The following is an 18,039-nucleotide window of genomic DNA, read 5'->3' on the forward strand; positions in this document are numbered from 1 at the left end:
AGCAGTGGTCAGGCTGTCGTACGAGGCCGGGGTGCCGCCTCTGCCCAGACCGTTCCTGAGTCCTCGTCGGGCCAGGTGAGGCCGCACAGGCGGCGGATCTCGTCCATCACCCGGAGCGTGGACACGGAGTCGTCCAGCGGCCGGAGCGGCGTCTGGAGCCGTCCGGCGCCGATGCATCGGGCCACCTCCGCGGCCTCGAAGTGCAGGGCGTCGTGTGCGGTGCGCGCTTCGCCGTACGACAGCGGTTTCCCGCCGCCCGCCGGGGTGAGGAGCACCTCGCCGGGTTGGTAGAAGGGGCCCGACAGGCTCAGGGTGGCGTGGGTTCCGGCGACCGTGGCCGTGGTGGGCGTGTCGCTGAACAGCGTGGTGTGGACGATGCCCTGGCCGCCGTCGGCGTTGCGGAGGAGGGCGGCGGTCTGGCCGTTGACGCCCGCGGGGTGGGGCTGGGCGAAGGCCTGTAGCTCCACCGGCTCGCCGAGGACCGACACGGCGAAGGAGAGCGGGTACGTGCCCAGGTCGAGGAGGGGGCCGCCGGCCAGGTTAGGGCGGAGAATGCGGTGGCCGCCCGTGAAGTGCTCGCCGTGGTCGGCCAGCACGGTGCGGATGCCACCGAGGACGCCGGCGTCGAGGATCTGCCGTACGACGTCGAATCTGGGCAGGAAGAAGGTCCACAACGCCTCGGCGCAGAACAGGCCGCGCTCCGTGGCCAGTCGGGCGATCTCCGCGGCCTGGGGGGCGTTGAGCGCGAGCGGCTTCTCCACGAGCGTGTGCTTGCCGGCCGTGAGGGAGATCCGGGCGCAGTCGAGGTGGGCGGTGTGCTCGGTGGCAACGTAGACGACGTCGACGTCCGCCGCAGCTGCCAGCTCCTCGTAGGAGCCGTACGCGTGCGGGATGCCGTGGCGGCCCGCGAACTCCTTTGCGCGGGTGCCGTCACGCGACGCGACGGCCGTGAAACTCTGCCGGGTGTGGCGCTGCACGGAGGCGATGAAGCGCTCGGCGATCCAGCCGGTGCCCAGAACACCCCAGCGCAGTACGGGCGCTTCCATCGAGGCCGGAGTGCGCGGGGCGGGAAGGGCGGTGGGAAAGGCGGGCATGCTCAGACCTCCGGTACCCGGACGGCGACGCTGCGGCCCCCGTTCTTCATGGACGTGATGACGGCCTCGGCCACCGCGCCCGCCACCAGCCCGTCGTCCGCGGTCGCGAGTGGAGAGGGCGTGCCGGAGGCGACCGCGTCGGCCCAGGCCTGGAGTTCGAGGCGGTAGGCGTCGGCGAACCGGGGGCGCCAGTCGGCCGGGTAGCCGAGGGAACGGGCGCGGGCGAAGTCGGTGACGACGCGCGCGGGGTGAGCCAGGGCCAAGGTGCCGCGCTCGCCCACCACCTCGCAGCGGATGTCGTAGCCGTAACCGGCGTTGAGGAACACCTCGACGGTGGTCAGCGCGCCGTCGGCGGTGCGCAGCAGCATCAGTTGCGGGTCGCGCAGGCCAGTGGCCGTGCTCGTGGAGCGGGTGGCGTGCCAACTCACCTCGTCGATTTCCGAGTCGAGCAGCCAGGGCACAGTGTCGAACTCGTGGACGGCCGACCCGGTGATGCTGAGTTCGTCGGTGGCACCGGGAGCTGAGAAGACCCCGCGGCTGACACAGTGCAACAGCAGCGGCGCCCCGCAGACACGGTCCGCGATCGCATCCCTGAGCTCCGTGTACGCGGGGTCGAAGCGGCGCATGAAGCCCAGCGAGATCAGCCGCCCGCCCGTCTGCCGCTCCTCTCGTACGACACGGACACATTCGGCCGGTGTGGGGGCGAGGGGCTTCTCGCACAGCACGGGTTTTCCGGCCCGTACGGCCGCGACGGTCAGATCGGCGTGGGTGGTGTCGTGCGAGGCGATGACGACGGCGTCGACCTCCGGATCGCCTATCAGGGCATAGGGGTCATCGGTCGCACGCGCCCCGGGTACGGCGTCCGTGACGGTGGCGGCCCGTTCCTCGTCGATGTCGGCGACCATGGTGACCACGGCCCCGGAGACATGACGGTGCAGGGTGTTCACATGATCGGCGCCCATGTTGCCGGCGCCGATCACTCCGATGCGTACGGTGCTCATGCGGGGCTTTCCCCGTGTTCGCTTGGATGTCGGTGGGCGCCTTCGGCCAGGCGTCCTGGGAGCGGCGGCCTTGTGGCCGGACCGTGGACGCCCACCGGGCATGGGTGGACGGTTGACGTGTACGCCGTTGTCAGGACGCGGCCGCCTCGCCCGTGGCCGCCACGGGTGCGGTGAGGTCTGCTTCCTCGGGGAGTTCTTCGACCTCGACGCCGCGTACCTGGGACAACTCGTGTTTGAGGGCGGCGAGTTCGGTGCCGCCGGCCATGTGGTTGGTCAGCTCCTCGAGCGTGATCTGGCTGCGCTCGGCGGACAGTTCCATGGTGCCCAGGCGCAACACGCTGAAGTGGTCGCCGACCATGTAGGCGTGGTGCGGGTTGTGGGTGATGAAGATGACGCCCAGGCCGCGCTCGCGGGCGGCGGCGACGTACTTGAGCACGACACCGGACTGCTTGACGCCCAGGGCGGCGGTCGGCTCGTCCAGGATCAGGACGCGGGCGCCGAAGTAGACCGCGCGGGCGATCGCGACGCACTGGCGCTGGCCGCCGGAGAGCGTGCCGATGGGCTGTTCCAGGTCGTCCAGGACGATGCCCATCTCGCGCAGCTCGTGGTCGGCGGTCTTCTTCATCTTCTCGATGTCGAGACGGCGGATCGGCCAGGGTCCCTTGGTCATCTCGGAGCCGAGGAAGAAGTTGCGCCACACCGGCATCAGCGGGACCGTGGCCAGGTCCTGGTAGACGGTGGCGATGCCGCGGTCGAGGGCCTGGCGCGGGGTGGTGAAGTGCACCGGTTCGCCGTCGACGAGGAACTCGCCCTCGGTGTGCTGGTGCAGGCCGGAGATGATTTTGATGAGGGTGGACTTGCCGGCGCCGTTGTCGCCCAGGACGCAGGTGACCTGGCTGGGGCGCACGGCGAGGTCGACGCCGTGCAGGGCGCGGATGTTGCCGTAGGCCTTGCCGGCGTTACGCAGTTGGACGATCAGGCGGTCGGCGTCGTCGGGGACGGTGTCGGTGAGGACGGCACCGTGGGTGCCGCTTGCGTTGTTCGTCATAGGGGTCACCTTCGGGTCGCTGTGCGCTGGACCCACTGATTGATCAGGACGGCGCCGAGCAGCATGACGCCGAGGAAGGCCTTGAACCAGTCGGGGTTCCAGCCGGCGTAGACGATGCCCTGCTGGACCATGCCGAACATGAACGCGCCGAAGACCGGGCCGATCGCCGAGCCGGCACCGCCGGTGAGCAGGCAGCCGCCGATGACCGCGGCGGAGATGTAGATCAGTTCCTGGCCGACGCCCTCGCCGGACTGGACGGTGTTGAAGGAGAACAGCTGGTGCATGCCGATGAACCAGGCGCCGAAGCCGACCAGCATGAACAGGGAGATCTTGGTGAAGGCCACGGGGACACCGACGGCGCGGGCGGAGTCCTTGTTGCCGCCGACGGCGAAGGTCCAGTTGCCGTACTTGGTGCGCAAGAGCACCCAGGTGGCGATCGCGGCGAACAGCAGCCACCAGAAGATGGTGATCTTCACCTGGACGCCGCCGATGTCGAAGCTGGAGGCGAAGACCTTCTTGGCGCTGTTGAAGCCGTCCATGGTGCTGATGTCGTCGGTGGCGACGTTGCCGGTGACCAGCTTGGTCACCGCGAGGTTCACGCCCTGCAGGATCAGGAAGGATCCGAGGGTGACCAGGAAGCTGGGCAGCCCGGTCTTGACCACGAGCCAGCCGTTGAGGAAGCCGATGCCCAGGGAGACGACCAGGGCGGCGATCACGCCGACCCAGACGTTCATGGTCAGCTGGTAGCTGAGCATGCTCGCGGTGAGGGCGGAGGTGATCACGGCGACGCCGGCCGACAGGTCGAACTCGCCGCCGATCATCAGCAGCGCGACCGGGACGGTCACGATGCCGAGGGTCGAGGACTGGTAGAGGATGTTCGCCATCGATCCGGCGTCGCGCACCGGCGGCGCCGAGATCAGGAAGAACACGTAGACGGCGGCGGCGCCGAGGAAGACGCCCACATCGGGCCGGGCCAGCGCCCTCAGCGGCAGGGTACGTTGCACGGTCCGGCCGTCGGTTTCCTTCGGGCCGGGGGCCGGCGGTGTGTTCACCGCCGGCTCGGCATGCTGGGCCATGCTCATCACCGTGTCCCGTTCGCGGCGAACTTGGCGACGGTGTCGACGTTGGTCTTGTCAATGAAGGCCGGGCCGGTGAGGACGGGCGCGGTGCTGCCGCCGCTGAAGTTGCCGTTGGTCTTGTAGAGCCACAGTGAGTCGACCGCGAGGTAGCCCTGCAGATACGGCTGCTGGTCCACGGCGAACTCGACCTTGCCGTCCTGGACGGCCTTCACCAGGTCCTTGTTGAGGTCGAAGGTGGCGAGCTTGGCCTTGCTGCCGGCGTCGGACAACGACTGGATCGCCGTCAGCGCGATCGGGGCGCCGAGGGTGACCACCTGGTCGATGGAGGAGTCCTGCTTGAGCTTGGCGGTGATCGTCGACTTCACGGACGGCATGTCGGTGCCGTTGACGTAGAGGATGTCGGTCTTGCCGCTGAAGCCCTTCTTCAGGCCGGCGCAGCGGGCCTCCAGGGCGACCTGCCCCTGCTCCTGGATGACGCACAGGGCGTGCTTGGCGCCGAGCTGGTTCAGGCGTTGGCCGAAGGCCTGGCCGGCGATGTTCTCGTCCTGGCCGAAGTATTCGAGCATGCCGAGTTTCTGCCAGTCGCCGACGCCGGAGTTGAAGCCGACGACGGGGATGCCGGCGGCCTTGGCCTTGGCCACGACGTCCTTCATCGCGGTGGGCTTGGCGGCGGTCAGGGCGATGCCGTCGACCTTCTGGTCGATGGCGTTCTGCACCAGGTTGGCCTGGTTGCCCGCGTTGGGGTCGCTGGAGTAGACGAGCTTGACGTTGTCCTTGGCGGCCGCGGCCTGGGCGCCCTTGCGGACCAGGTCCCAGAAGGTGTCGCCGGGGGAGGCGTGGGTGACCATGGCCACCGTCATGCGCGGGGTAGTGGCCTTGCCCGCCGAGGCGGCCGCGTTGCCTTCCTCGGACTTCTTTCCGCCCGAGCTGCTGGAACAGCCGGCGGCTAGCAGGGTTCCGGCGAGGACGGTAGCGGTGAGAACGGCGGCTCGGTGGTTTCTGTGCATGTCCCTGGCACCTCGCTGTGCTTGTCGGGGTGGAGTCTGTGATGAGTAGAAGCGCGGCCGACGTCGGCGGTCGATGCCTGATCACCGAGAGGCGACGTGGTGCGCGGATGGCGCGAATGTGTCGCGCGTGGCGACGCGTTCTTCTGCGGCGGTCGTAGGTGTGACCACCTGTTCAGCAACTGGAGCGCTTTAGTAGCGCGCTCTAGTTGGAGAGACTATGGAGCCGCTCCGCAGGGATGTCAACAGGTATGTCAGGACGTACCAACAAAGTGTCCCGAATGAAATTGAGCCGCGGATCCGGCCACCGGGCGAGCGGCAGGGACCATGCGGGTGGTCGTCTCGGGGAGCCGAGTACCCCATGCGTTCAGCAGGGCGGTGGCATCCCGCAGGCAGCCGGGGGCGACTTCGTCGGCGAGGTCCGGTGCTCTCCAAGTAGCGTCATTCGGCGCGTCTGTCCGGCTCATGTCGAGGCGGTGAGATCAGCCACCGGACCCTGTCACACAAGGTGCTGCGTACGGTCACCCCGCTTCTGTTAGTCCGCGGACAAAACCCCGGCTCCCCACCACGTGCCCGCTCTGCGCAGTTTGGGGACGCCGAACGAGCGCGCCCAACTCGCCGAAGATCTTGTGATGCATTCCCGAACCGGCCGAGTGAGGGACCTCGGGCCGTGGAGCATGCGCCCCATGATGCGCGAGCCGGACGGCACGCAGGGCTGAACCCGGCCGTCCCGGCCGCCCGGCCGGTGGTCTGACGCCGCTCCCGCCACGCGTAGTCGCGAAGGCAGACTGTGCCGCGCGGGCGCGCGCCAGGGCCTCGCAGTGTGGTCGCGTCGCCGTCCGCGGTTTCCGAGCCCGGGTCGGTCAGCCCGACTTCGTGGCGATGCCAGCCACCGCTCAGTCGGCAGCCGGGGACTTCACGCGGATCACGCTCCAGTCGACCTCCGGTGCCCGCACCGCTGCCCGCTCCGCTCGGGTCCCATGGCTCAGTAGTTCGCGTGCCATTTCTCCGACGGCCCACGTGGGTGTGTTGGCGGCCAGGACCTGTCCCTCGCCGGTGATCACCACGGCTTCGCCGCCCAGATGCTTGAGCGAGGGGATGACGAGCTGCTCGAAGGCGGCCACCGGGACGTCGGCCCCGACGACGCCGACGAACTCCCCATGCACCGTCAACGGCCGGGTGAACGTCAGGATGTAGAGGCCGGCGCAGTGCAGGTCGACGTAAGGCCCCATGACCGTGCCGTGACCCTCCTCGCGGGGGATCACGAACCACGGCTTGAGGGTGTAGTCGTAGAAAGTTTCGCTCCGCGGATCCAGGTTCAGCCGCAGGGGCCGGGAGCCCTGGTCCGCGGTCCGCTGCCACCACTCGAGATGGAAGGCGGCGTCGGCGAGCGCGTCGGGCGCCATGACGACACCCGTTCCGTTGAACCTGTCGCCCTGCTCGCGCAGCAGGTCCTGGATCGTGGGCCGCAGGGCGGCGAGGTCGCTCGTCCCGGGATTCGTGCGCTTGCGGCCGACCGCGCTCAGACGTTCGCGCGCTTCGGTCTCCAGGACGGTCAGCGCCGAGAAGACGGATTCCACCGCGTCCTGGATGGAATCACTGCACTGGACGATGCCGGTGGCTGGGGTGCTGGTCATCACTGTGCTCCGTCAAGGAGGGTGGCGTGGGGTGCACCACGGGGTCAGGCATCGGTCAACCGCAGGTGTGTACGTACCAGATGGCGAGCGCCGGCGACGGTATGTTCCTCGGCGAGACGGCGCGCCTCGGTCGCGTCTCCGGCGATGATGGCCACCAGGATCTCGTGATGCTGGTCGGCGAAGGCCGACGCGTCGGGCCCGTCGCCCCCCGGTAGCCACAACAGCGGCCCGAGCTCCGCCTGCAGCCGGACCTCCAGCCGCGTCAGCCGGACGGACTGCGCGGCGACGGCCACCTCGATGTGGAAGCGGGCGTCGGCCTTGCGCCGTTCGGCGGGGGACTCAGCCTTGCGCAGGGCCGTGACCAGGCGGTCCAGGCTCTTCGCCAGGTCCGAGGGGGCACGTTCGGCGGCGAAACGGGCCGCAGTGCCCGAGACGGCGAACTGCTCGTCGCCGAGATCGCGCAGCTCCGAGATGCCCAGTTCCCTCAGGCGGGCCTGGTGGATCCTGGTCAGGCCCGCCTCCGGGCTGCGGATGAAGCTTCCGCCGTTGCGTCCGCGCCGGGTCTCCACGAGTCCCTGCTCCCGCAGGATGGCCAGGGCCTCGCGGACGGTGCCGTTGGCGACACCGAGCTGGCAGGCGAGGTCGCTCTCACTGGGGAGCTGCTCTCCGTCGGCCATCAGCCCGATGGTGACCGCTTCGGCGATCCGGCGGACCACCATGTCCGCCCGGCCGGAGTCGCCCAGGGGCGCGAAGGCGGCGCTCATCACCGGTGAGCGGCCGTCCACTGCCACCACGGCCCCTCCTCAGACGTCCCAGATCCGTAAACGAGAGATCGTCCCAAGGCTATCAGTCAAACCGTTGTCCTTTTAACTTCAATGTAGTAGGTTTTCGCGCACTCGACCCGCCGGACACCACCGGTCCTCGTCGGCCTCCCCCACGGCCCCTGCACCGCCGCCATCCCGCCAGAGCGTGTTTCCCTCAAGGAGCCCGTCGATGAACGACGCCACGCAGTCCCCGCCATCCCTCGCAGAAGCAGACGCCGACGCCCAGCGACTCGCCGCTCTCGGTTACGAGTCCGAGTTCAAGCGGGACATGAGCCTGTGGGCGAACTTCTCGCTGGGGTTCACCTACCTCTCGCCTGTCGTGGGCGTGTACACCCTGTTCGCGGCGTCCCTGATGGCGGGCGGCCCGCCGATGATCTGGGCCTTTGTGATCGCGGGCGTCGGGCAGTTGCTGGTCGCACTGGTCTTCAGCGAGGTCGTCGCCGAGTTCCCCGTGGCCGGCGGGGTGTACCCGTGGGCCCGCAGGCTGTGGGGCCGTAAGTGGGGGTGGATGACGGGCTGGATCTACCTCCTCGCGCTGCTGTCCACCATTTCGGCGGTCGCCTACGGCGCCGGACCGTACGTGGCCGCGGTGTTCGGCTTCGCCTCCAGCACCACGACGACGATCCTGTGCGCCCTGGGACTTCTCCTGCTCGCCACGGTCATCAACTTCGGCGGCACGAAGGTGCTCTCGTCCGTCGCCGTGTTCGGGTTCGTGGCTGAGATCGTCGGAGCCGTCGTGGTGGGCGCCTGGCTGCTGATCGCCAACCGGCACCACGGGCTGGGTGTGCTGTTCGACGGCTTCGGATCCCAGGGCAGCCACTCGTACTTCTACGCCTTCGCGGCCGCCTCACTCATCGGCGTCTTCCAGTACTACGGCTTCGAGGCCTGCGGCGACGTGGCCGAGGAGGTGCCCAACCCCGGACGGCGCATCCCGACCTCGATGCGGCGCACCATCTACATCGGCGGCGCCGCCGCGACGGCGGTGTGCCTCGCGCTCATCCTCTCCGTCAGCGACTTCGGCGCGGTGATCTCGGGCAAGGACGCCGACCCGGTGACGAGCGTGCTCACCGACGCGTTCGGCAGCGGCGGCGCCAGGGCCGTCCTGGTCATCGTCCTGCTCTCCTTCGTCTCCTGCGCGATGAGTCTGCAGGCCGCCGCCAGCCGGCTGACCTACTCCTTCGCCCGCGACCGGATGATCGCCGGCAGCCGGGTGCTGTCGGCGTTCTCCGAGCGGCTGCGGGTGCCGCCCAACGCCCTGCTGCTCGCGGCCGTCCTCCCCGGCCTGATCATCGTGGGTTCCGCGTACTCCGCCGACGCCCTGGTGAAGATCATCTCCTTCTCCACCCTCGGCATCTACGTGGCCTTCCAGATGGTCGTCCTCGCCTCCCTGCGGGCGCGGCTGCGCGGCTGGCGTCCGTCCGGGGAGTACCGGCTGGAGCGGTGGGGACTTCCGGTCACGATCGGCGCCCTCGTCTACGGCGTCGTCGCGCTCGTCAACATCAGCTGGCCGCGCACGCCGGGCACGCCGTGGTACGACAACTACATCGTGCTGGTCAGCGGCGCCGTCGTGGTGGGCGTGGGTGCCCTGTACATGGCAGTCGCCAAACCGCACGAGCGGGGCGACGCCCCGGCCGGAGACGCGCTGGCCCCATCGGCCCCCCACGCGGCTTCCTCCTCGACCGCCGCCGTCTGAGGCGCGTCGGCACCCCCGTTCCCCGTACGCCCGTCCCACGCACGCAACACCGAATCCCCGAAGGCGGAGACAACCATGTCCACAACCCTGCCCACGAAGGCCCTCGTCGACGGATCGTGGCTGGACGGCGGTGCCGGCAGCTTCCCGGTCCACTCCCCGCAGTCCGGCGAGCTGATCGCGGAGGTGGCCCGCTGTGACGCCCAGGACGTCGAGCGCGCCGTGGCCGCCGCCCGCCGGGCCCAGCCGAGCTGGGCCGCCACGCCTCTCATCGAACGGGTCAAGATCCTGCGCCGGGTGCACGCGCTGTTCGCCGAGCGCGCCGAGGACGTCGCCCGGGTGCTGACCCTGGAGATCGGCAAGACCGTCGCGGAGGCTCGCGAGGAGGTCATCGAGTACGCGGCTCCCGCCTGGCAGAAGGCCGGTGAGGAGGTGCTGCGGCACAGGGGCCTGTCGTTCCCCTCCACGCAAGAGCAGACGAACAACAAGCGGCTGGTCATGAACTACCGCCCGCTGGGCGTCGTCGGCGTCGTGACCCCGTACAACTTCCCCACCGACATCTCCTCGATCGCGCTCGCGCACATCGTCGCCGCCGGCAACACGGCCGTCTGGAAGCCCTCCGAGTACGCCCCGATCAGCTGCAACCTCGTCGCGGAGATCTTCACCGAGGCCGGCCTGCCCGACGGCGTGATCAACGTCGTGCATGGCTTCGGCGACGTCGGAGCGGCCCTCGTCGAACACCCGGGCGTCGACGGCCTGTTCTTCACCGGTTCCACCGCCACCGGCGAGCGCATCGCCCGGGCCGCGGCCCTGCGCCCGCACCTGCTCGAACTCGGCGGCGACGGCCCCTTCATCATCCTGCCCGACGCGGACATCGACGCCGCCGTCGAGGCGGCGGTCAACGGCTGCTTCTACTTCGCGGGACAGGTCTGCACCTCGGCCGAACGGCTTCTGGTCCACGAGGACGTGCACGACGAGTTCGTCACCAAGCTGACCGCCCGCGCCACTCGACTTCGCGTCGGCGACCCGGCGTCGGAAGACACCGACATGGGCCCCGTACGCAACGAGGCCACCCTGCGGCGCATCGCCGAGCACGTCGCGGACGCCCGCGAAAAGGGCGCCGACGTCGTGCAGTTCGGCAAGGAGGAGGGCCTCTTCTTCCCGGCCACGATCCTCACCGGCGTCACGACCGAGATGCGCATCGCCCAGGAGGAGACCTTCGGCCCGGTTGCGCCCGTCATCAAGGTCTCCTCGGTGCAGGAGGCCGTGGAGATCGCCAACTCCAGCGACCTCGGCCTGATCGCGTCCCTGTGGACGCGCGACCTCGCCACGGCCTGGCGGGTGGGGGAGGCCCTGCAGCACGGCACGGTCAACATCAACGAGACCAGCAACTACTGGGACCAGCTCGCCCCCTTCGGCGGCACCGGCAAGAGCGGCGTCGGCCGCGAGCTCTCCGGCTGGTTCCTCGACACCTTCACCGAGTCCAAGCTGCTCGTCTTCGACCTCGGAGACAGCGAAGTGCGCAACGACCGCCGTGCCGAAGGGGGCTGGTGACCATGAGGAAGTCCCGTCTCGCGGCCGTTCTCGCGGCCACCGCCTGCGGGGCCCTCGTCGCGGGTGTCTCCGTGGCGCAGGCAGACGACAGGACAGCGGGGCACCGCGCCGGTCCCGCCGTCTTCACGCTGATCGAGCACGCCGACACCGACACGGTCGTCGACCTCGGCCCGCGCGGTGACAGCCTCGGGGACACGCTGGCCTTCGCAAACCCCGTCTATGACCCGGCCGGACACAAGGTCGGCAGCGACCAGGGTTCCTGCGTGCGCACCAAGGCCGGCACGGCCTGGGAGTGCACCTGGACGACGACCCTGAGCGGCGGATCGATCGTCGTCCAGGGCCCCTTCTACGACGTGGCGGACTCCACGCTCGCGATCACAGGCGGAACGGGTAAGTGGCGCACGGCGCGCGGGCAGATGCACCTGCACGCCCGCGACGCCAAGGGCAGCGCCTACGACTTCACGTTCGAGGTGGAGCGCTGACCGGGATGATTCCGGCAACGCCATACCTCTACTTCTGAATGTCATGGGTGGTGAGCGCGGTGGGCGTACCGCTTGCCTGGCTGATACGGCGCCAGGATCTGCGTCTGCGGGTGCTGGCGGACAGTGGTGGCCTGGACCGGGACGTGATCTGGGCGCACAGCATCGAACTGGCCGACCCCGCACCATGGTTGACCGGTGGTGAGCTGCTGCTCACCACCGGGCTCCGTCTGACCGCGGACTCGGGTGCCTGCGAGCAGTACGTCGGCCGCCTGGTGAAAGCCGGAGTGGCCGCCGTCGGTTTCGGGATCGGCCTGTCGCACGAGCGGGTACCCGAGACGCTTGTCGCCGCGGCCGAGGAGGCGGGGCTGCCGCTGCTGGAGGTGCCGCTGCCCACACCGTTCGTGGCCGTCGCCAAGGCGGTCATGGAGCGTCTGGCGCAGCAGCAGTACGAGGGTGTCGTACGCGCCTCACGCATCCAGCCGCGAATGACCCGGGCCGCGCTGCACGGCGGGGCCCAGGCGGTGGTGCGGGAGCTGGCCGTCTCCACCGCCACCTCCGTCGTCCTCCTGGACCACGACGGCAAGGTGCGCGCGGCTCATCCGCCCGACGCCGCAGCCCCCGAGGCCGCGCTGCGCGCCGGTCCGCCTTCCCGGGAGCATGCGGCGGCCGCAGTGAGCGCCGGTCAGGACGGCGTGGTGGCCGTGCAGCAGGTCCGTGTGGGACCGCGCGCCCATGGCCGCCTGGTCCTGGCCGCCGACCGGACGCTCACGCCGGTCGACCATCTCCTGCTCGGGCACGCGGCCTCGCTGGTCGCTCTTGAGGCCGAGAAGCCCCTTCGGCTGCGCGACGAGCAGAACCGCGTCAACGGGCTGTTCCTGCGGATGCTGCTGGGCGGCTCCATCACCGCATCCGCCGCCCTGGACCATCTCACCGATGCGGGCTTTCCCGTCCGTGACGGCATCCGCGTCCTGGTCCTGCGAGGCGGCGGCCCCCGCCGGGCCCTTCAGGCGGTGGGGACGGAGCTGGCCGAGCGCGGCCTGCCTCTGTTCGGCCGCGGGCACGGCGGATGCGCGGCGGTGCTGTTGCCGGCCGGTCACGTGGTCACGGCACAGACGGTCACCGACGGCGCGCGGGCTCGCCTGAGGTCGCGCACCTGGGCCGGCCTGAGCGCCGTCCACGACCTGGCCGACGGACCCGCCGCGCTGACCGAAGCTCTGAACGCCGCGTCGGTCGCCGAGGCTCGCGGCAGCCTGGCCGTGGTGCCCTTCGAGTCCCTGGCCGGCCAACTCCTCGCCGTCACCCCGGAGACGAGGAAGATCCTCGTGACGCTGGCCGAGACGCAGCTGGCTCCGCTCGCCGCGCACGACGCCGCACACGGCACCGACCTGCTCGTCTCGCTGCGCGCCTTCCTGGAGCACAACGGCGGGTGGGAGGCGGCCTCGGCAGCGCTCGGCGTGCACCGGCACACCCTGCGCAGCCGTATGGAGCGGGTGCGCGGCCTGCTCGGCGCGGCGGACCTCGACTCGGCGCACGTGCGCGCCGAGCTCCTGCTGGCGTTGTCCGCCTGGCAGGAGCCCGGCGGCAGCGACCGGGCAGGCTGACGGAGGGTCACGCAGCCGAGGCCAGCTCCATGGCGATGGCCTCTCCCAGGACGGTCAACCCCTCCTTCAGCAGAGCGTCGGAGATGGACAGGGGCGGCAGGAACCGCAGCACATTGCTGTAGCTCCCGGCCGTCAGGACCAGCAGCCCGTCCGCGTGGCATCGCCTGGCCACCCGGGCGGCGAGGTCGGGGGCGGGCACCCTGTCGCCCTCCGGTTCCACCAGCTCGACGGCGATCATGGCGCCCCGGCCCCGGACGTCACCGATCACGTCATGCGCGTCGGCGAGCTCGCCCAGATGTTCCAGCATGGTCTCGCCGATCTTCCGGGCCCGTTCCATCAGGCCGTGGGCCTCGATCTCTTCGAAGACACCGAGCGCCGCCTCGCAGGCTACCGGGTTGCCGCTGAACGTCCCGCCGAGGCCTCCCGCCGGGACCGCGTCCATCAGTTCGGCGCGGCCGGTCACCGCACCCAGCGGCAGTCCGCCGGCGAGTCCCTTGGCGGTCGTGATCAGATCGGGCTGGATGCCCTCGTGTTCGCAGGCGAACATGTGCCCGGTACGGGCGATGCCGGCCTGGATCTCGTCGACGATCAGCAGGATGCCCCGGGCCCGGCAGATATTGGCGACGCTGCTCAGGAATCCGGGAGCAGGGACGACGAAGCCACCCTCGCCCTGGATCGGCTCGACCAGTACGGCGGCCACGTTCTCCGCGCCCACCTGACGGTCGAGCAGATCCGCAAGCGCGTACGCCGCCTCCTCGGCGCACCGGACGGGACCGGTGGGCCAGCGGTAGGGATACGCCATGGGAGCGCGGTGGACCTCCGGCGCGAAGGGACCGAAGCCCTGCTTGTAGGGCCTGTTCTTGGCGGTGAGGCTCATCGTGAGCAGCGTGCGGCCGTGGAAGGCGTGGTCGAAGACGACGATGCCGGGGCGGCCGGTCGCGGCACGGGCGATCTTGACGGCGTTCTCCACGGCCTCGGCGCCGGAGTTCACCAAGATCGTGCGCTTCTCGCCCGGGACCGGGGCCAGTTCGTTGAGCTTCTCGCACACGTCCAGGTAGGACTCGTACGGGTTGACCAGGAAACAGGTGTGGGTGAACCGGCGCAGCTGCGCGGCCGCACGCTCGGCCACCGCCTCGGCGGAGTTGCCCACCGTGGTCACCGCGATGCCGCTGCCGAAGTCGATGAACGAGTTGCCGTCCACGTCGACGATCACGCCGCCTCCCGCGGCCTCCACGAAGACGGGGAGGACGGCGCCGACACCGGCCGGTACCAGGTTCCGCTGACGGGCCAGGAGTTCACGGGAACGCGGGCCAGGGATCTCGCTCACGATCCGCCGGACCTGAGCGAGGTCGGGGCCGCCGACCGGCCGGGAAACAACGGGCATGAAACATCCTCCGGATGTGCGGGGGTTGGGAGCGCCGAGCCAAACACGGACGGGAGGCGGAGGCCATGGACGCAAGGGCGTGTGCCTGGCGTGCGGGGCGGGACATCTCGTCCAGTGCCACGTAGTCGTCGTGAGAGCGAACTGGTTCGTTTGACCGCTTCTCTTTCCAGGTCACCGTCTTCGGGGTGTGCAGCGTGGCCCGCACCGCGGTGGCCCTGCTGATCACGGGCCCTCGCCACGGCAAGGGAACCCAGGCCGTAGGCCTGCTCGCGCTGATCGGCGCGGCCAGCATGTTCCTGGGGCCCTCGGCCGGACGCGGGGCCGGCCGGTACGGCTCCGACCGAGTCGACCTGTGGCGCGTACCGCTCGCTCTCACCTCCGGCGTCTTCCTTCTGACCGGCCTCACCGGGGGCCCGGCCGGAATCGTCGGCCCCGCCGCGTGCCGGGTCGCGGACGACGGTTGTGGGGTTGAGGGGAGGGCTGGGAAACCGGTGGAGGAGATGCCGAAGCCGATGAGGAAGGTGCCGGCGGCGGCCACCGAGCGAGATCGGATGGTGGTGAGGCGCCAGGGTGCGCGCTCCGGGTGGGATGCCTCGGGCGACCGGATGGTGGACATGGCGAAGTCGGCTCCGCCGAGGCCCGAGTACGGGGAGGAAGACCAAGGTCAGCGGGATGGCATACAGGGGGTGGGCGGCCTTGTTCGCCCCCGCTGTGCCGACGATCATCAGCGCGACCGGATCCTCTGGATCGCCCCGGCGCGTGTGCGATGCCCGAGGACGGCGAGCCTGTCGCCGCGGCGGACGCCGCACCATCGACGGATCGGCGTGCCGGGACAGCCTTGGACGTGCCATTTCGTCCAGTGCGCCGGGGACGCTGCCCCAACAGAATGACGGCCTCACCAGTCCGCCGCGCCCAGGAGACCCAGAGGCGTGCCGGGACATCCGGGAAGGAGTGCCGATGCGATCCACCGCAGGCAGCAGCACAGAGCGGGTCGGAACGGTCCGGCAAGCCCGTACTCTGCGCCACCTCGTCGCTGGGGAGTGGCGGACCGGCGACGGCGGCGAGGTCGTCGACCTCAATCCGGCACGCCCCCATGAAACCGTGGCCACAGGACAGTCGGCCACGGAGATCGACCTCGGCCAGGCCGTCGCGGCCGCACGGGACGCCTTCCCCCGCTGGGCCGCCACCCCGCCTCATGCCCGCGGCCGCATCCTCGACCGCGCCGCCGAGGTCATCGACGCGCACGCCGAGCAGTGGGGTGAGGAACTGGCCTGGGAGGAGGGCAAGACCCGGGCCGAGGGCATCGGCGAGGTGCGCCGGGCCGCGGAGATCTTCCACTACTACGCCGGTGAGGGCTCCCGCCCGACCGGCGAGGTCTTCGCTTCGCCCCGACCCGGCGAGCAGATCCACGTGGTCCACCGGCCCGTCGGCGTCGTGGCGGTCGTGACGCCGTTCAACTTCCCCATCGCGATTCCGGGCTGGAAGATCGCCCCGGCGCTCGCCTACGGCAACACCGTCGTGTGGAAGCCCGCCGGTCTGGTGCCGCTGCTCGCCACGCGCCTGGCCGAGGCGCTGGTCGAGGCCGGGCTGCCGGACGGCGTTCTCGCCCTGCTCATCGGAGACGGGAGCCTCGGCGGCCGGCTCGTCGAGCATCCGGGTGTCGACGCGGTCACCTTCACCGGCTCGACCTCGGTGGGACGCGGCCTGATCGCCACCTGTGGGCGACTGGCCCGGCCCGTCCAGACCGAGATGGGCGGCAAGAACGCGGCCGTCGTGCTCGCCGACGCCGACCTCGACCTCGCCGTACAGGAAGTGCTGGCCGGCGCGTTCCGATCCGCGGGGCAGAAGTGCACCGCGACCTCCCGGCTCATCGTGCAGGAGCCCGTCGCCGACGAGTTCCTCGACCGGCTCACCAAGCGCGCCGCCGCCCTGAAGGTGGGCGACCCCCTGGACGAGACCACCGACATGGGGCCCGTCGCCTCGACCCAGGCGCGGGACGACATCCAGCAGGCCGTGGATGCCGCGGCCGCCCGCTCCGGCGTCGGCGTCCTCACCGGCGGCCGCCCCTACGACGACGACCGCATGGGCGGAGCCTTCGTCCGGCCCACCGTCGTCGAACTGACCGGCGACGACCCGCTCTGGCGCGAGGAACTCTTCGGCCCCGTCCTCGCCGTCCGCCGCGCCGTTGATGTCACGGAAGCCCTCGCCCTCGCCGACGACAGCGACTTCGGCCTTTCCGCCGCCCTCTTCACCGACGACCTGCGGGCCGTCACCGCCGCGATGGACCAGGTGGACGTCGGGGTGCTGCACATCAACTCCGAGACTGCGGGCGCCGATCCGCACGTGCCGTTCGGAGGCGTCAAGCAGAGCGCGTACGGGCCGAAGGAGCAGGGCCGGGCGGCGCGCGACTTCTTCACCCGCACCAAGACGGTGTACCTGCGCAGCTCCGGAGGGCCGACGCCGTGACGACACATGCGGAGCCGCCGCTGAGCGGTGTACTCGTCGCCGACTTCGGCCGGGTCCTCGCCGCGCCCTACGCCACCATGCTCCTCGCCGACCTCGGCGCCGACGTCATCAAGGTGGAGCACCCCGCCACCGGCGACGACACCCGGGGCTGGGGCCCGCCCCACGCCCACGGCGAGGCCACCTACTACCTCTCCGTCAACCGCAACAAACGCTCCCTCGCCCTCGACCTGCGCGACGAACGGGACCGCCGGCGCGCGAGCGAACTGGTGCGCCGCGCCGACGTGCTCTTCGAGAACTTCAGGCCCGGCACCATGGAGAGGCACGGGCTCGGCTACGAGCAGGTCCGCTCCGGCAATCCGGGGCTCCTCTACTGCTCGATCACCGGGTTCGGCGCCGGACCGGGGGCGGGTCTTCCCGGCTACGACCTGCTGATCCAGGCCGTCGGCGGGCTGATGAGCGTCACCGGCCCCGCCCCCGGGCAGCCCGTGAAGACCGGCGTCGCCCTCGTCGACGTTCTGACCGGCCTGCACGCCGCGATCGGCGTGCTCGCCGCACTGCGCCACCGCGACGCCACCGGCGAGGGACAGCACATCGAGGTCAACCTGCTCTCCACCCTGCTGTCGAGCCTGGTCAACCAGGCCGCCGGATACACCCTCGCCGGTCAGGTACCGGGCATCCTCGGCAACCGCCACCCCTCCATCGCGCCCTACGAGGTCTACCAGGCCAAGGACCGGCCGCTGGTCATCGCCGTCGGCAACGACCGCCAGTTCACCGCCCTGTGCCAGGGCCTGGGCGCACCGGACCTCGCCGTCGACCCGCGCTTCGCCACCAACCCCGACCGGGTCGCCCATGTCGACGAACTGGCCGAGAAAGTGGGCGAGTTGCTCGCCACCCGAACGGCGGCCGAATGGTTCGAGCACCTCACGCCCCTGGGCGTGCCCTGCGGCCCGGTCAACGACCTCGCCCAGGCGTTCGACCTCGCCGAACGCCTCGGCCTCGCGCCCCGGGTCACGATCCCCGACAACGACGGATCTGTCATGGACCTCGTCGCAAATCCGATTTCCCTGTCCCGTACCCCGCCCCGCTGTGCCCGCCGCCCGCCCCGGCTTGGCGAGCACACCGGCGAACTCGCGGACTGGCTGGACTCCTGACCCTTACTCACCCATGGAGCACAC

Annotated in this window: 15 protein-coding genes; 7 read left to right on the forward strand and 8 right to left on the reverse strand. The window is 70.4% G+C overall.

The window, feature by feature from the left end; all coding sequences use genetic code 11:
• Positions 1-8: 8 nt before the first annotated feature.
• From ACGFNV_RS01815 to ACGFNV_RS01845, 7 genes are all read right to left on the reverse strand, one after another.
• Complete coding sequence (locus ACGFNV_RS01815) at positions 9-1,094, reverse strand: Gfo/Idh/MocA family protein (protein WP_393618562.1); 1,086 nt, start codon at positions 1,092-1,094, stop codon at positions 9-11.
• A 2-nt stretch (positions 1,095-1,096) separates the two neighbouring features.
• Complete coding sequence (locus ACGFNV_RS01820; protein WP_393618564.1) at positions 1,097-2,095, reverse strand: Gfo/Idh/MocA family oxidoreductase; 999 nt, start codon at positions 2,093-2,095, stop codon at positions 1,097-1,099.
• Between the two features lie 130 nt (positions 2,096-2,225).
• A complete protein-coding gene (locus ACGFNV_RS01825; protein ID WP_393618565.1) occupies positions 2,226-3,143 on the reverse strand; it encodes an ATP-binding cassette domain-containing protein in 918 nt (305 codons plus the stop codon).
• 5 nt (positions 3,144-3,148) lie between these two features.
• On the reverse strand, positions 3,149-4,225 hold the full coding sequence (locus ACGFNV_RS01830; RefSeq protein WP_393618566.1) for an ABC transporter permease: 1,077 nt from the start codon (positions 4,223-4,225) through the stop codon (positions 3,149-3,151).
• The gene (locus tag ACGFNV_RS01835; protein ID WP_393618567.1) at positions 4,225-5,229 is read right to left on the reverse strand and encodes a sugar ABC transporter substrate-binding protein; all 1,005 of its coding nucleotides are present in this window, start codon (positions 5,227-5,229) and stop codon (positions 4,225-4,227) included. The genes ACGFNV_RS01830 and ACGFNV_RS01835 overlap by 1 nt, the downstream gene beginning before the upstream one ends.
• A gap of 893 nt (positions 5,230-6,122) precedes the next feature.
• A complete protein-coding gene (locus ACGFNV_RS01840) occupies positions 6,123-6,863 on the reverse strand; it encodes a cache domain-containing protein (RefSeq protein ID WP_393618568.1) in 741 nt (246 codons plus the stop codon).
• A gap of 44 nt (positions 6,864-6,907) precedes the next feature.
• Positions 6,908-7,657, reverse strand: coding sequence for a FadR/GntR family transcriptional regulator (locus tag ACGFNV_RS01845; RefSeq protein ID WP_393618569.1), 750 nt, complete (start codon positions 7,655-7,657; stop codon positions 6,908-6,910).
• A gap of 199 nt (positions 7,658-7,856) precedes the next feature.
• Here ACGFNV_RS01845 and ACGFNV_RS01850 point away from each other — a divergent pair, with 199 nt between their 5' ends.
• The 4 genes from ACGFNV_RS01850 to ACGFNV_RS01865 all read left to right on the forward strand — a co-directional run bounded on the left by ACGFNV_RS01850 (position 7,857) and on the right by ACGFNV_RS01865 (position 13,014).
• On the forward strand, positions 7,857-9,380 hold the full coding sequence (locus ACGFNV_RS01850) for an APC family permease (RefSeq protein ID WP_393618570.1): 1,524 nt from the start codon (positions 7,857-7,859) through the stop codon (positions 9,378-9,380).
• Positions 9,381-9,455: 75 nt separating this feature from the next.
• Positions 9,456-10,931: an aldehyde dehydrogenase family protein gene (locus tag ACGFNV_RS01855; RefSeq protein ID WP_393618571.1), complete on the forward strand. Its 1,476-nt coding sequence runs from the start codon at positions 9,456-9,458 to the stop codon at positions 10,929-10,931.
• Between the two features lie 2 nt (positions 10,932-10,933).
• A complete protein-coding gene (locus tag ACGFNV_RS01860) occupies positions 10,934-11,413 on the forward strand; it encodes a dirigent protein (protein ID WP_393618572.1) in 480 nt (159 codons plus the stop codon).
• A gap of 59 nt (positions 11,414-11,472) precedes the next feature.
• Positions 11,473-13,014 (forward strand): PucR family transcriptional regulator, encoded by a 1,542-nt coding sequence (locus ACGFNV_RS01865; RefSeq protein ID WP_393618573.1) that lies wholly within the window; start codon positions 11,473-11,475, stop codon positions 13,012-13,014.
• Between the two features lie 7 nt (positions 13,015-13,021).
• Here the strand turns inward: ACGFNV_RS01865 and gabT are convergent, their stop codons facing one another.
• Positions 13,022-14,398, reverse strand: coding sequence for a 4-aminobutyrate--2-oxoglutarate transaminase (gene gabT, locus ACGFNV_RS01870; protein ID WP_393618574.1), 1,377 nt, complete (start codon positions 14,396-14,398; stop codon positions 13,022-13,024).
• Between the two features lie 194 nt (positions 14,399-14,592).
• On the opposite strand from gabT, the gene ACGFNV_RS01875 reads away from it, so the two are divergent.
• The 3 genes from ACGFNV_RS01875 to ACGFNV_RS01885 all read left to right on the forward strand — a co-directional run bounded on the left by ACGFNV_RS01875 (position 14,593) and on the right by ACGFNV_RS01885 (position 18,015).
• The gene (locus tag ACGFNV_RS01875; RefSeq protein WP_393618575.1) at positions 14,593-15,288 is read left to right on the forward strand and encodes a hypothetical protein; all 696 of its coding nucleotides are present in this window, start codon (positions 14,593-14,595) and stop codon (positions 15,286-15,288) included.
• A gap of 67 nt (positions 15,289-15,355) precedes the next feature.
• Entirely contained in the window at positions 15,356-16,864 is a 1,509-nt protein-coding gene (locus ACGFNV_RS01880) for an aldehyde dehydrogenase family protein (protein ID WP_393618577.1), read from the forward strand.
• Positions 16,861-18,015 (forward strand): CaiB/BaiF CoA transferase family protein, encoded by a 1,155-nt coding sequence (locus ACGFNV_RS01885; RefSeq protein WP_393618578.1) that lies wholly within the window; start codon positions 16,861-16,863, stop codon positions 18,013-18,015. Before ACGFNV_RS01880 ends, ACGFNV_RS01885 begins: the two co-directional genes overlap by 4 nt.
• Positions 18,016-18,039 lie beyond the last annotated feature (24 nt).

Source organism: Streptomyces sp. NPDC048751, from assembly GCF_043198595.1.
Classification (GTDB): Bacteria; Actinomycetota; Actinomycetes; order Streptomycetales; family Streptomycetaceae; genus Streptomyces.

Excerpts from the sequence above, each read along its gene's own strand:
- ACGFNV_RS01825 (WP_393618565.1), bottom strand. The coding sequence starts at position 3,143 with ATGACGAACAACGCAAGCGGCACCCACGGTGCCGTCCTCACCGACACC.
- ACGFNV_RS01840 (WP_393618568.1), bottom strand. The coding sequence starts at position 6,863 with ATGACCAGCACCCCAGCCACCGGCATCGTCCAGTGCAGTGATTCCATC.
- ACGFNV_RS01855 (WP_393618571.1), top strand. The coding sequence starts at position 9,456 with ATGTCCACAACCCTGCCCACGAAGGCCCTCGTCGACGGATCGTGGCTG.
- ACGFNV_RS01815 (WP_393618562.1), bottom strand. The coding sequence starts at position 1,094 with ATGCCCGCCTTTCCCACCGCCCTTCCCGCCCCGCGCACTCCGGCCTCG.
- ACGFNV_RS01835 (WP_393618567.1), bottom strand. The coding sequence starts at position 5,229 with ATGCACAGAAACCACCGAGCCGCCGTTCTCACCGCTACCGTCCTCGCC.
- ACGFNV_RS01860 (WP_393618572.1), top strand. The coding sequence starts at position 10,934 with ATGAGGAAGTCCCGTCTCGCGGCCGTTCTCGCGGCCACCGCCTGCGGG.
- ACGFNV_RS01820 (WP_393618564.1), bottom strand. The coding sequence starts at position 2,095 with ATGAGCACCGTACGCATCGGAGTGATCGGCGCCGGCAACATGGGCGCC.
- ACGFNV_RS01830 (WP_393618566.1), bottom strand. The coding sequence starts at position 4,225 with ATGAGCATGGCCCAGCATGCCGAGCCGGCGGTGAACACACCGCCGGCC.
- ACGFNV_RS01880 (WP_393618577.1), top strand. The coding sequence starts at position 15,356 with ATGCGATCCACCGCAGGCAGCAGCACAGAGCGGGTCGGAACGGTCCGG.
- ACGFNV_RS01850 (WP_393618570.1), top strand. The coding sequence starts at position 7,857 with ATGAACGACGCCACGCAGTCCCCGCCATCCCTCGCAGAAGCAGACGCC.
- gabT (WP_393618574.1), bottom strand. The coding sequence starts at position 14,398 with ATGCCCGTTGTTTCCCGGCCGGTCGGCGGCCCCGACCTCGCTCAGGTC.